General features: G+C 53.3%; 15 protein-coding genes. 12 read left to right on the top strand and 3 right to left on the bottom strand.

Annotation, left to right across the window (positions count from 1 at the left end; translation table 11 throughout):
- Positions 1-152: 152 nt before the first annotated feature.
- Entirely contained in the window at positions 153-1,454 is a 1,302-nt protein-coding gene (locus JQR90_RS13710; protein ID WP_150346922.1) for an OprD family porin, read from the bottom strand.
- A 382-nt stretch (positions 1,455-1,836) separates the two neighbouring features.
- On the opposite strand from JQR90_RS13710, the gene JQR90_RS13705 reads away from it, so the two are divergent.
- Positions 1,837-2,268: an HIT domain-containing protein gene (locus tag JQR90_RS13705; protein WP_286787518.1), complete on the top strand. Its 432-nt coding sequence runs from the start codon at positions 1,837-1,839 to the stop codon at positions 2,266-2,268.
- Positions 2,258-2,464 (top strand): SlyX family protein, encoded by a 207-nt coding sequence (locus JQR90_RS13700; protein ID WP_010795191.1) that lies wholly within the window; start codon positions 2,258-2,260, stop codon positions 2,462-2,464. Before JQR90_RS13705 ends, JQR90_RS13700 begins: the two co-directional genes overlap by 11 nt.
- A gap of 42 nt (positions 2,465-2,506) precedes the next feature.
- On the opposite strand, the gene JQR90_RS13695 is transcribed toward JQR90_RS13700, so the two are convergent.
- Both JQR90_RS13695 and JQR90_RS13690 read right to left on the bottom strand, forming a co-directional pair.
- Positions 2,507-3,133, bottom strand: a complete 627-nt coding sequence (locus JQR90_RS13695) for a cold shock domain-containing protein membrane protein (protein ID WP_434140065.1) — start codon at positions 3,131-3,133, stop codon at positions 2,507-2,509.
- A gap of 193 nt (positions 3,134-3,326) precedes the next feature.
- Entirely contained in the window at positions 3,327-3,797 is a 471-nt protein-coding gene (locus tag JQR90_RS13690; RefSeq protein WP_010795189.1) for a Dps family protein, read from the bottom strand.
- 328 nt (positions 3,798-4,125) lie between these two features.
- Here JQR90_RS13690 and aspS point away from each other — a divergent pair, with 328 nt between their 5' ends.
- From aspS to tolB, 10 genes are all read left to right on the top strand, one after another.
- Complete coding sequence (gene aspS, locus JQR90_RS13685; protein WP_010795188.1) at positions 4,126-5,901, top strand: aspartate--tRNA ligase; 1,776 nt, start codon at positions 4,126-4,128, stop codon at positions 5,899-5,901.
- Positions 5,902-5,959: 58 nt separating this feature from the next.
- On the top strand, positions 5,960-6,706 hold the full coding sequence (locus tag JQR90_RS13680) for a YebC/PmpR family DNA-binding transcriptional regulator (protein ID WP_010795187.1): 747 nt from the start codon (positions 5,960-5,962) through the stop codon (positions 6,704-6,706).
- Between the two features lie 114 nt (positions 6,707-6,820).
- Positions 6,821-7,345 (top strand): crossover junction endodeoxyribonuclease RuvC, encoded by a 525-nt coding sequence (gene ruvC / locus JQR90_RS13675; protein WP_010795186.1) that lies wholly within the window; start codon positions 6,821-6,823, stop codon positions 7,343-7,345.
- 11 nt (positions 7,346-7,356) lie between these two features.
- Entirely contained in the window at positions 7,357-7,962 is a 606-nt protein-coding gene (gene ruvA / locus JQR90_RS13670; protein ID WP_010795185.1) for a Holliday junction branch migration protein RuvA, read from the top strand.
- Positions 7,963-7,964: 2 nt separating this feature from the next.
- Positions 7,965-9,017, top strand: a complete 1,053-nt coding sequence (gene ruvB, locus JQR90_RS13665) for a Holliday junction branch migration DNA helicase RuvB (protein ID WP_010795184.1) — start codon at positions 7,965-7,967, stop codon at positions 9,015-9,017.
- A gap of 51 nt (positions 9,018-9,068) precedes the next feature.
- Entirely contained in the window at positions 9,069-9,503 is a 435-nt protein-coding gene (ybgC, locus tag JQR90_RS13660) for a tol-pal system-associated acyl-CoA thioesterase (RefSeq protein WP_010795183.1), read from the top strand.
- A 14-nt stretch (positions 9,504-9,517) separates the two neighbouring features.
- Positions 9,518-10,210 carry a protein TolQ gene (gene tolQ, locus JQR90_RS13655; RefSeq protein WP_010795182.1) on the top strand — a complete coding sequence of 231 codons (693 nt, stop codon included), beginning with the start codon at positions 9,518-9,520 and terminating at the stop codon, positions 10,208-10,210.
- A gap of 12 nt (positions 10,211-10,222) precedes the next feature.
- The gene (gene tolR, locus JQR90_RS13650; RefSeq protein WP_010795181.1) at positions 10,223-10,672 is read left to right on the top strand and encodes a protein TolR; all 450 of its coding nucleotides are present in this window, start codon (positions 10,223-10,225) and stop codon (positions 10,670-10,672) included.
- Complete coding sequence (tolA, locus tag JQR90_RS13645) at positions 10,669-11,778, top strand: cell envelope integrity protein TolA (protein WP_112297631.1); 1,110 nt, start codon at positions 10,669-10,671, stop codon at positions 11,776-11,778. The genes tolR and tolA overlap by 4 nt, the downstream gene beginning before the upstream one ends.
- The gene (gene tolB / locus JQR90_RS13640) at positions 11,775-13,073 is read left to right on the top strand and encodes a Tol-Pal system beta propeller repeat protein TolB (RefSeq protein WP_010795179.1); all 1,299 of its coding nucleotides are present in this window, start codon (positions 11,775-11,777) and stop codon (positions 13,071-13,073) included. Before tolA ends, tolB begins: the two co-directional genes overlap by 4 nt.
- The last annotated feature ends 46 nt before the right edge of the window (positions 13,074-13,119 follow it).

Here is a 13,119-nt window from a genome sequence, read left to right as displayed (position 1 = left end):
AGGTCTTTTCTGATCAGCGAAAACTGCATTGTACGGTGGGCTTTCCTAGCCGTACAGGCGAGAGGGGCAAGCATTAGAGAGAAGTAGATGTGACGGGAAAAGTAAAATGCCCGGCAGGCCGGGCATTTTAGGTGTTGCTAATGAGTTCTGTATTACAGAATGCTCAGCGGGTACTCCACCATCAGGCGGAACTGGTTGGTATCACCGTCAGCATAATCACTGTTGCCACGATGGAAGGCCTGACGCGCACGGATGGAAAGATCTTTAGCGGGGCCGCTTTGAACAACATATTTGGCTTCCACATCCCACTCGTGGTGCTTACCATCTTCCCCGTACTGGCCTGCGTAGGCGGAGCCGTTGCCAGTATTGGTGCCATCAGCATCATAACCTTTGGCATAACGAGTCATAAAGCTCAGGCCGGGAACGCCATAGGATGCCATGTTGATATCATAGCGAGCCTGCCAAGATTTTTCGCCAGGGCCGTTGAAGTCAGAAACATGAATCGAGTTTGCCAGGAAAATCGAGTCACCGCCGCTGTTCTCTTCGCCAACACCTACATAGTCAAATGGAGTGTCACCATGGACTTTTTGATAGGCTAGAGTGAATGTATGAGCACCTAGCGAGTAAGCGGCAGCCAGCGACCATGTGGTGTTGTTAATGGAGCCTGCATCTGCGCGACCCTCATCCAATGTGCGGTAGAGGTTGAAATCGAATGTCAGCGCCTGCTGATCACTTAGGGGAATGGCGTAGTTCACGTTGCCATAATACTGGCGCCAGATATCTTCGAATTCAGAGCCGTAAAGGCTAACGCTTAGGCCATCAGCCAGATCATAGCTGCCGCCTAGGTAGTCCACGTTCTTGGCTTCAACGCTGGCATATGCTGCGTATAGAGGCTCACGGTTGCTTTGTCCACGAGGCCCTGTACCCGAAGTGAAATGTCCGGCTTCAAGCTTAAGACCTTCGATTTCACTGCTCAGCAGGTTAAAGCCTGTGGCTGTTTGCGGGAAAATCCGGGAGCCGCCGATAGCAAATACCGGAGCGGTCGGTGCCATCTGGCCATATTTCAATACGGTGTTGGATACACGCAGCTTAACCGCCCCGCCTACGTGCTCCCAATCGTCAGGCGATTTGCCGTCGTCGTGAACCGGAACGTTACCTGCACCACCAAAGCGTTTGTCGAGTTTCAAACCAATATTGGCGAAGAGATCGACACCAAAGCCGACTGTGCCCTGTGTAAAGCCGGATTGGAAGTTAGTCAAAAGTGCATGTGACCAGTCACGACCATCACCTGCGCCGTTCTTGCCGTCATGATTGAAGTAGTAGTTGCGGTTGGTCAGCGTCAGGCTGCTGTCTTCAATAAAGCCTTTAGATTCAGACTGCTGACTGGCGAATGCCATCTGGGTCGTCCCTGCCGCTACGGCGAGGGCGATGACGCTCCACTTCATCACTTGCATTATGATTGCTCCTTTGGATTGAAATATCAGTCATCGTTAAACGTGACTGGTTGTTCTTGTTGGTGCCAACTTATAGCACTCTAGTGTCAGGCTTGAAAGTTCCCATCGAATTTTTATGGGCGCTTTCTATAATTTTTTAGAATCAGAAAGATGCCTTATCAATCTCATCCGGATTGATAAGAGTTCCCCTTGATAAGATGCTCGAACGCTAAGCAAGGAGTGTGCACAAAGTGCCATCAGCACGTTATCGGGTAGATAATCAATGACTTGCACTCGGTACATGCACACTTTTGAGGCGCGCTCTTTCAGATGAAAGGCGTAGCTGAACTGCTTTGGTGCAAGGGCGTCAATGTCCGTCCCGTTTTTAGTTAGGAAGGTAACTATGTTTGATCTTGATGAGCGCCTTGGGGCGGATACTGTAGAGGTAAGCGATTTACCGTTGTGCAAGTTGCTTTTAATGAAGGATGCCAACTATCCATGGCTGATACTTGTTCCCCGGCGATCCAATATCAGCGAAGTATTTGAGTTGTCGTTAGAGGATCAGATGCAACTGATGAAGGAATCGTCATACGTTGCACAGCGTTTGAAAGACTACACCCATGCGGCAAAGATAAATGTCGCCACATTGGGAAACATAGTTAAGCAACTTCATATTCATGTAGTGGCTCGTTTTGAAGAGGATTTAGCGTGGCCGGGTCCTGTATGGGGTAAAGGACCTGCAAAAGCCTATAGTAAAAGCGAGCTTGAAAAATGCCTGAGTGACCTCAAGTCCCTTTTTGCCGAAAAGTGGGAGGGTGACAAGCATGACGGTTGAAGAACGAATCAACGAGTTGGAAATGCGACAAGCGTTTCAGGACGATCTGATCCAGACCTTGAACGATATTATTGTCGAGCAGCAGAGAGTGCTGGATCGAATGAAGCTGCAGATCGAAGAGCTTGCGAGAAGGCAGGCTGAAATCGCGGTTTCGCAAGGAGCGGTCGAGGACGATGCTCCGCCACCTCATTATTGATGTTGATAAAGGCGGCTCCCAAAGGAGCCGCCTTTGAGCGGGTCAACGTGCAAACGATACTGTCACGTCTTCTGCCTGAAGCCCCTTGTCACGCTGAATAACGGAAAACTCGACACGCTGGCCCTCTACCAGGACGCGATGACCTTCGCCCCGAATAGCTCGAAAGTGAACGAAGATATCGTCCCCCTGATCACGTGAAATGAACCCGAATCCCTTCGAGGTGTTGAACCACTTTACAGTGCCTATTTCACGGCCCTCTGCAGGAAGTGCATCCTGTACGTTGTGTCGTGTCTTCCTGTGCTTGTTGTAGCTGCCTGTATTGGACGATTTAAAGGCTGCAAACAGCTTGACCAGCGTTGCAATCATCGCAATCGGCAGGCTGATGCTGACCAGGGGCGGTAGGCCAGGAAAGGCATCAGGAGCCAAGAGTTCCAGGGCTTGAAGGCATGCAGCTGCTATCAGCAGCGTTGAGGTGATGGTTTGCGTAGCTCCCTTATTTTTGCTGCTGACGGAAGGGGTCGTAATCAGCAAGAGAAGACCAAGAAAAGCCATGTGCAAGGCTTCATGATGATGAAAAAAGCTGGGTTTATCTGCTTGTAGAGAGGAAACCACGGCTATCGAAAGTGCAATCGCACCAGACGCAATGTGAACAAGTGTAAGCGTATTCAATGATGTCACCTTGGAGAAATAGCAAGTCGATCGCTGTTGTTGCCTGAAATGCGTGGCTATGAATGATCGACTTATGCGCAGATACGCACAGCGTTATTTAACCGTAAAGGTGAAGGCTACTCAATCAATGGCCCGATGATGCCATCAGAATGAGAGGGAAAAATGAAAAAGCCCGGCGTCTGCCGGGCTTTTATCAGTTGGCCAGGAGGCTGCGTAGCATCCAGGCTGTCTTCTCATGCGTTTGCATGCGTTGAGTCAGCAGATCGGCTGTCGGCTCATCGCTGACCTTATCTACAATCGGGAAAATTCCACGAGCGGTACGAACGACTGCTTCCTGGCCTTGTACGAGCAGGCGAATCATCTCCTGCGCCTCTGGAATGCCTTCTTCTTCCTTGATACTGGATAGCTTGGCATAGGCCGAGTAGGTGCCTGGTGCAGCGAATCCCAATGCGCGGATGCGCTCGGCAATATCATCAACTGCGGTAGCCAGTTCGGTGTACTGGGTTTCGAACATGGTATGCAGCGTGTTGAACATCGGCCCTGTCACGTTCCAGTGAAAGTTATGGGTCTTCAGATACAGCGTGTAGGTATCTGCAAGCAGACGAGAGAGCCCATCTGCAATGGCCGCACGATCTTGCTCAGCAATTCCGATATTGATTTCCATACCGCTCTCCTTTGGCAGTGATGTTTATTTGAAACGGAGCCTAACACAGGCCCTTGGAAATGGAATGCTCGCAAGCACCGGTCAAGGAGGGCCTAATCGCTTGGGTTCTATAAAAGTCAGTCTAGGCTCTTAAAAGGCAGCCGGCTTGTCATAGGTCGGCTGCGTCAGGCTTGGTAATTGTTATAGAATCGCCCACTGACCAAGAGAAACCAGATGGGAATACAATCTTTGGCTGGCTTTACGTTGCAGCAGTTCTGCGAGACGTGCCTGTGAATGATGCTTGCTCCCCATCTCTTAATTCCGGACTCAAGAGAAGCGAAACACAACCATGATGCGCAGCCATTATTGCGGCCAATTGAACGAGAGCCTGGACGGCCAGGAAATCACCCTTTGCGGCTGGGTTCACCGCCGTCGCGACCATGGAGGCGTTATCTTCCTGGATATACGCGACCGTGAAGGCCTCGCTCAGGTCGTGTTCGACCCGGATCGGGCAGAGACGTTTGCTAAGGCCGACCGTGTACGCAGTGAATATGTCGTCAAGGTAACGGGTAAGGTCCGTTTGCGTCCTGCGGGTGCGGTCAACCCGAATATGGCCTCAGGGGCTATCGAGGTGCTGGGTTATGACCTTGAAGTGCTGAACCAGGCCGAGACGCCGCCGTTCCCGCTGGACGAATATTCCGATGTGGGCGAAGAAACACGCCTGCGCTACCGTTTCATTGATCTGCGCCGCCCCGAGATGGCTGCCAAGCTCAAGCTGCGTTCGCGCATAACTTCCAGCATTCGCCGTTATCTGGACGAGCAGGGCTTCATGGATGTGGAAACGCCTATCCTGACCCGTGCGACACCCGAGGGCGCTCGTGACTATCTGGTGCCTAGCCGTACCCATCCTGGCAGCTTTTTTGCTCTGCCGCAGTCACCCCAGCTGTTCAAGCAGCTGTTGATGGTGGCGGGCTTTGATCGCTATTACCAAATTGCCAAGTGCTTCCGCGACGAAGACCTGCGTGCAGACCGTCAGCCCGAATTTACCCAGATTGACATCGAGACCAGCTTCCTCGATGAGAAAGACATCATGGGTATCACCGAGGGCATGATCCGTTCCTTGTTCAAGGAAGTGCTGGATCTGGAGTTCGGCGAGTTCCCGCATATGACCTTCGAGGAGGCCATGCGCCGTTATGGTTCAGACAAGCCGGACCTGCGCATTCCGCTGGAGCTGGTGGATGTAGCTGATCTGCTCAAGGATGTCGATTTCAAGGTGTTTGCCGGCCCGGCTAACGATCCCAAGTGCCGTGTAACTGCACTGCGCGTACCGGGTGGTGCCAGCATGCCCCGTAAGCAGATCGATGATTACACCAAGTATGTGGGTATCTTTGGCGCTAAGGGCCTGGCCTATATCAAGGTCAACAACCGCGCCCAAGGTGTTGAAGGCTTGCAGTCACCTATCGTCAAAAACATTGCTGAGTCGAACCTCAACGCCATTCTTGATCGCGTGGGTGCGGTAGACGGCGATATCGTCTTCTTTGGCGCAGACAAGGCCAAGATCGTCAGTGATGCGTTGGGCGGTCTGCGTATCAAGCTGGGGCATGATCTGAACCTGCTGACCTGTGAGTGGGCGCCGCTCTGGGTCGTTGACTTCCCGATGTTCGAAGAAAACGATGATGGTAGTTTCTCTGCACTGCATCACCCCTTCACATCGCCCAAGTGCACACCGGAAGAGCTCGAGGCGAATCCGGCGAATGCATTGTCTCGCGCCTATGACATGGTCCTCAACGGCACCGAGCTGGGTGGTGGTTCCATCCGTATCCACCGCAAGGAAATGCAGCAGGCTGTGTTCCGCTTGCTGGGCATTGACGCGGCGGAACAGGAAGAGAAGTTCGGCTTCCTGCTCGACGCACTCAAGTTTGGCGCGCCACCGCATGGTGGTTTGGCCTTCGGCCTGGATCGTCTGGTAATGCTGATGACCGGCGCACAGTCTATTCGTGAAGTTATTGCCTTCCCGAAAACCCAGAGTGCTGCCGATGTCATGACTCAGGCACCTGGCGCAGTGGATGCCAAGGCGTTGCGCGAGCTGCACATTCGTTTGCGTGAGCAGCCAAAAGCTGAGTAATTGATCAACCGGGCAGCCGCAAGGCTGCCCTTTGTCAAAAAGTGATTTGGAGTTCGTTATGGCGGGTCATTCCAAATGGGCCAACATTAAGCACCGCAAAGAGCGACAGGACGCCAAGAAGGGTAAGATCTTTACCAAGATCATCCGTGAGCTGACCGTAGCTGCCCGTCAGGGTGGTGGCGTTCCGGCGGATAACCCGCGTCTTCGCCTGGCAGTAGATAAGGCGCTTACTGCCAATATGACACGTGACACCATCGATCGCGCCATTGCACGAGGGGCAGGTGCCAACGAAGGGGATAACGTTGAAGAGCTGACCTATGAGGGCTATGCCCCGAGTGGTGTCGCCTTGATCGTAGAGGCCATGACGGATAACCGTAACCGTACGGCCGCTGAGGTGCGTCATGCCTTTAGCAAGTGCGGCGGTAACCTGGGCACTGATGGCTCGGTAGCGTACATGTTCGAGCGCAAGGGGCAGATCAGCTTTGCACCGGGCGTCGACGAAGATGCACTCATGGAAGCGGCGCTTGAAGCAGGTGCTGATGATGTAGTCACCAATGATGATGGGTCTGTTGACGTCTTTACCTCATTTAGTGACTTTATTGCCGTAAACGAGGCATTGACGGAAGCTGGCTTCAAATCCGAAGCTGCCGAGATTTCCATGATTCCGTCTACGACAACGCCGTTGGATCTGGATACGGCCCAGAAAGTGCTCAAGCTTATTGATATGCTGGAGGATCTGGATGATGTCCAGAATGTGTACTCCAATGCGGAAATTCCAGATGATGTTATGGCGCAGCTAGGCTAACGGGCCTGATACCCCTATAGTGTCAGCGCGCAACAGGGGTGGCTGCTACTGGAAAGGTACAAGCCTCCTTAAAGCAGTCACCTTTTTCCCGCCTGGTCTGGGAAGGATATAGAGATGACCCTGGTACTAGGCATTGACCCTGGTTCGCGAATCACTGGATTCGGCGTAATCCGGGACACGGGTAAAGGGTGCGAATACGTAGCCTCTGGCTGTATTCGTACAGGTAATGGCCCTTTGTATGAGCGTTTGCAAATCGTCTACAGAGGGGTGCGGGAAGTCATTGGGCTTTATGAGCCAGTCACCATGGGCATTGAACAGGTATTCATGGCGCGCAATGCCGACTCTGCTTTAAAACTGGGACAAGCTCGAGGTGCAGCCATTGTGGCCTGTGCGGAAGCGGGGCTTGAAATAGCTGAATACACGGCTACCCAGGTCAAACAAGCCATCGTGGGCTCAGGTGCTGCCGATAAGCAACAGGTCATGATGATGGTCATGCATTTGTTGAAACTAAAGGAGAAGCCCCAAATAGATGCTTCCGATGCCCTCGGGATTGCTATTTGTCATGCGCATACACGGCAAAGTCTGACCCCTCATGGGCTTCTAGGGGCTCGCCGGCGCGGTGGTCGCCTGCGTCTTTAATAGGTATTTCTGTGATTGGACGTCTCCGCGGTTCTCTGGCTGAAAAACAGCCGCCGCATGTAATCATCGATGTCAATGGCGTGGGCTACGAGCTGGAAGTCCCCATGACAACGTTGTATCGCCTTCCGTTGTTGGATGAGCCAGTTACCTTGCATACGCATCTGGTCGTGCGTGAGGATGCTCATCTGCTTTACGGCTTTTTTGAAAAGCGCGAGCGAGAACTCTTTCGTGAGTTGATTCGCTTGAATGGAGTAGGGCCAAAGCTGGCACTGGCGCTGATGTCTGGCTTTGAGGTGGACGAGCTGGTGCGCTGCGTTCAGGCCCAGGATGCGTCTGCGCTGGTTAAGATTCCCGGCGTCGGCAAAAAGACGGCTGAACGTCTGCTAGTCGAGCTCAAGGATCGCTTCAAGGCATGGGAAAGCCTTCCGTCTATCGCACCGCTCATGATGGAAACGGCTGCCGGCAAGCCTGTCGTAACAGCTGAAACTGATGCGGTCAGTGCGTTAGTGTCGCTCGGATTCAAGCCGCAGGAAGCCAGTCGTGCAGTATCTGCCATCGCTGAAGAAGGCCTCAGCAGTGAAGACCTTATTCGTCGTGCCCTTAAAGGCATGGTGTAACCATGATTGAACCGGATCGTTTGATTTCTGCCGCGGGCCGAGATCGTGAAGAACAGCAGGATCGTGCTATCCGTCCTCTGAGACTGACCGAGTACATTGGTCAGCCGGTCGTGCGCGAGCAGATGAGTCTTTTCATCCAGGCGGCAAAGGGGCGGGGCGAGGCACTAGACCATACGCTTATTTTCGGGCCGCCAGGGCTAGGCAAAACCACGCTTGCCAATATTATTGCTGAGGAAATGGGTGTTGCCATCAAAAGCACATCTGGACCGGTAATTGAGCGGCCAGGAGATCTTGCTGCTCTGCTGACCAGTCTCGAGGCTGGAGACGTTCTTTTCGTAGACGAAATCCATCGCCTTTCGCCGGTTGTAGAAGAGGTCCTCTATCCAGCGATGGAGGATTATCAGCTCGATATTATGATTGGCGAAGGCCCTGCCGCGCGATCAATCAAGCTGGATTTGCCACCGTTTACATTGGTGGGAGCCACTACGCGTGCCGGAATGCTGACGAACCCATTAAGGGACCGATTCGGAATTATTCAGCGGCTTGAGTTTTATAGCGTAGAGGACCTTGCCAGCATCGTTACGCGTTCTGCCAAAATCCTGAATCTGACAATTGAGGCCGAAGGCGCTGTGGAAATCGCTCGCCGTGCCCGCGGTACTCCCCGTATTGCGAACCGGTTGTTAAGACGTGTACGCGATTTTGCAGAGGTGAGAGGGCAGGGACGAATCAGTCATACGATTGCAAGCCAGGCTCTGGATCTGCTGGATGTGGATGCACGCGGCTTTGATCACCTGGACCGAAGACTTCTACTGACGCTCATCGACAAGTTCGACGGCGGGCCGGTAGGGGTAGATAGCCTGGCGGCTGCAATCAGTGAGGAGCGTCACACCATTGAAGATGTCTTGGAACCGTATTTGATTCAGCAGGGCTATATCATGCGTACGCCAAGGGGTCGGATGGTAACCCGCCATGCTTATCTTCACTTTGGTTTGAACGTGCCCAAGCGTATGGGGCCAGGAACCGTGCCTGATCTTTTTGAGGAAGATAATAATTAATTGCAACTGCAAGTATTTCTGATTGGCAAATTGAAGGCTTGGTTCTAGAGTATGCGCGCGCAACATGTGACTCAGCCGTATTCGCTGCGGTGTCGAGTGTATTACGAAGACACCGACGCAGGAGGCATCGTCTACTACGTCAACTATCTCAAATTCATGGAACGTGCTCGTACCGAACGGTTGCGGGCGTTAGGCTTTGTTCAATCTCGCCTGGCGGAAGAAAACATCCTATTTGTCGTGCATTCATGTGAGGCACGTTACCATGCACCGGCTCGGTTGGATGACGAGTTGGAGGTCAGCGCTCGGGTTATTGAACTGAACCGGGCCAGCCTGCGCTTTCATCAGCAGGTGACTCGGCGAGACGATGGTGTTCTGTTATGCGAAGGGTATGTGACGGTTGCGTGTGTACGTTCAGACAACTTCAGGCCCAGGGCCATTCCTGAGGCCATGCGAACAGTATTCGCGAGCGATTCGGACTCAATTTAAGCAGGAGATTTAGCGTGGAACCAACTGTCGACCATTCCTCCATGTGGAGCCTTGTGAGCAATGCCAGCCTGGTAGTTCAGCTGGTCATGCTGACGCTGGTAGCGGCTTCGGTAACATCATGGGTCATGATTATCCAGCGTGCTAATGCCATCCGTGCAGCCAAACGTGCACTGGAGACTTTCGAGGAGCGTTTCTGGTCGGGTATCGACCTGTCCAAGCTTTACCGTCAGGCAGGCAGCAATCCTGACCCCGATTCAGGTGTCGAGCAGATCTTCCGTGCTGGCTTCAAAGAGTTTTCCAGGCTGCGTCAGCAGGCGGGGGTAGACCCTGACGCGGTGATGGAAGGCGTTCAGCGTGCCATGCGGGTCGCCATTTCTCGCGAAGAAGAGAAGCTTGAGCAAAGCCTGCCGTTCCTGGCTACCGTCGGCTCCACCAGTCCGTATGTAGGTCTGTTCGGTACCGTATGGGGCATCATGAACTCATTCCGCGGTCTGGCTACGGTACAGCAGGCTACGCTGGCTACCGTTGCGCCTGGTATTGCAGAAGCATTGATTGCAACCGCGATCGGTTTGTTTGCAGCGATTCCGGCCGTAGTGGCGTACAACCGGTTTGCTGCGCGCTCAGAGACACTGATCGGACGTTATTACACCTTTGCTGATGAGTTCCAGTCCATCCTGCATCGCAAAGTCCACACCAGCGACGAGTAATAGGTATCAACCATGTCCTCCAGGGGTAGACATAAGCGTAAGCCGGTTGCCGAAATGAACGTCGTACCTTACATCGATGTGATGCTGGTACTGCTGGTCATTTTCATGGTAACTGCGCCAATGATCAATCAAGGGGTCAAGGTCGACTTGCCTAATGCGGACAGCCAGCCCATGCCGCAGGATAACAACAAGCAGATCCTGACTATTTCTATCAAGGCGGACGGTACTTACTACTGGAATACAGGTAAGGAAGTCGAGACGGACCAGCAGCGTGACAGTGCCAGCGCTGTTGCCCTGCCTCAGTTGACGGAGCAGGTTACCAAGATCATGCGTGCAAGACCTGATACCCAGGTTTTCATCCGGGGTGACAAGGCTGTTAACTATGGGATAGTGGCAGCAGCCATGGGCGGCCTGCAGCAGGCAGGTGTACCCAATGTCGGGTTGATCACCGAGGCGCCTTGATGCAAGACCGTGAGCGTTCTCCTTCAGAGAGCTATTTCTGGCCTATCGTTTGGGCTGTGGCTCTCCATGTTGTCATTTTTGCCGCTCTGTTTGTGAGCTGGGCAATGGCACCGGAGCTGCCACAGTCCAAGCCAATTGTTCAGGCGACTCTGGTCCAGTTGAAATCCAAAAGCCCTGCTCAGGTGCAGACAGAGCAGAAGCTGGCTGGAGAGGCCAAAAAAACGTCTTCTCGCCAGTATGAAGTCGAGCAGATGGAGCAGAAGAAAGCAGAGCAACAGGCCCAGGCCGCTGCTGCAGCGGCGGCAGCCGCCAAAGCTGCGGAACAAAAGAAAGCTGAGGACGCTCGAAAGGCGCAGCAGGTAGAAGCTGCCCAGAAAGCCGCTGAAGCCAAGGCCGAAGCGGCAAAAGCTGAGGCCGCAGCAAAGGCTGAAAAGGCAGCGCAGGAAAAAGCCGCCGCAGAGCAGCAGCGCAAATCTGAATTGGCAAAAAAACAGGCTGAGGAGGCTGCTCAGAAAAAGGCAGCAGCTGAAGAAGCTAAGAAGAAAGCAGCGGAAGACGCACAAAAGAAAGCGGCTGAAGCGGTAGAGAAAAAAGCAGCCGCTGAAGAAGCTAAAAAGAAAGCAGCTGAAGAGGCCAAGAAAAAAGCGGCCGAGCAGGCGAAAGCCAAAGCTGCTGAGGACGCCAAGAAAAAGGCAGCTCAGGCTGCCGCACGCAAGGCAGCAGAGGATAAGAAAGCACAGGCGTTGGCTGAGCTTCTTTCCGATGATACGCAGCGACAGCAGGCAATGGCTGATGAGGTAGGCGATGAGGTAGCGTCGAACTTTGATGACCTTATCGTGCGTCTGGTCAGTGAGCAATGGCGCCGCCCGCCATCTGCCCGCAACGGTATGAGTGTGGAAGTGCAAATTGAAATGCTACCTGACGGAACGGTAACCAATGCCAGTGTAACCCGGTCTAGCGGTGATTCTGCTTTCGATAGCTCGGCAGTGGCTGCCGTGCGCAATGTGGGACGCATACCTGAAATGCAACAGCTTGATCGCGCGACGTTCGACCAGCTTTATCGCAAGCGTCGCATTATCTTCAAACCGGAGGATTTGAGTCTGTGAATAACCTGATTCGTATCGTTCTGCTGGGATTCATGTTCCTGGTAGGCGCTGCCCATGCTGCCGACCCCCTGGTGGTATCCAGTGGCAATGACAAGGCCATCCCGATTGCAGTCGTGCCTTTTGGCTGGCAGGGTGGTCAACCACTGCCCGATGATATGGCCAATATCATTGGTAACGATCTGCGCAATTCCGGCTCTTTTGCTCCCATCGACCGGCAGAACATGCTTAGCCTGCCGACTCAGGCAAGCGAAGTGTCCTACAAGGATTGGCAGGCACTGGGGGTCAGCTATGTGCTGATCGGCAATATCGTGCCCAGCGGTGGTCGTCTGCAAATCCAATATGCACTGTTCAACATTGCTACACAGCAGCAGGTCATGACGGGTAGCGTAGGCGGGGGTACTGATCAGCTGCGCGACATGGCTCACTATATTTCCGATCAGTCATTCGAAAAGCTGACCGGTATCAAGGGCGCGTTCTCTACGAAGCTCCTGTACGTCACTGCCGAGCGTTTTTCCCAGAACAACACTCGTTATACCCTGCAGCGTGCAGACTATGACGGTGCTCGTTCCGTGACACTCCTACAGTCTCGTGAACCAATCCTGTCGCCTCGTTTTGCTCCTGATGGCAAGCGTATCGCCTATGTTTCCTTTGAACAGCAGCGCCCACGTATCTTTCTGCAGTACGTAGATACAGGTCGTCGTGAGCAGCTCACCAATTTCGAAGGACTGAATGGCGCTCCGGCTTTTTCTCCGGACGGTAACCGCCTGGCGTTCGTGCTGTCGCGCGATGGAAACCCTGAGATTTATGTGATGGACCTGAATTCGCGTCAGATTCGTCGCGTTACCAACGACTCTGCGATTGATACCGAGCCGTTCTGGGGACGTGATGGGCAGACTATCTATTTCACTTCAGATCGTTCCGGAAAACCACAGATCTATAAAACCAGTGTTAGCGGCGGTGGGGCAGAGCGCGTTACATTCGTAGGCAATTACAATGCGAACCCTAAACTATCTGCCGATGAAAAAACGCTGGTAATGGTGCATCGTCAGGAAGGTTTCACCAACTTCCAGATTGGTGCCCAGGATCTTCAGCGTGGCAGCGTCCGGGTGCTCTCCAACACCAGTCTTAACGATTCGCCTACTGTTGCGCCAAATGGCACCATGGTAATCTACGCGTCCCGCCAGCAGGACCGAGGCGTACTGATGCTTGTATCCATCAACGGACGTGTGCGTATTACGCTACCCACCACCCAAGGCGATGTTCGCGAGCCTTCTTGGTCCCCTTACCTGAACTGACGGCAATATAATCTGTTCTATACAAAACACTTTGCGGTTCTTTAGG

The organism is Pseudomonas sp. JZ114, assembly GCF_051027705.1.
Classification (GTDB): Bacteria; Pseudomonadota; Gammaproteobacteria; order Pseudomonadales; family Pseudomonadaceae; genus Chryseomonas; species Chryseomonas luteola.
Note: the sequence above shows the minus strand (reverse complement) of the source record. Positions and strands in the feature narration are given on the sequence as shown.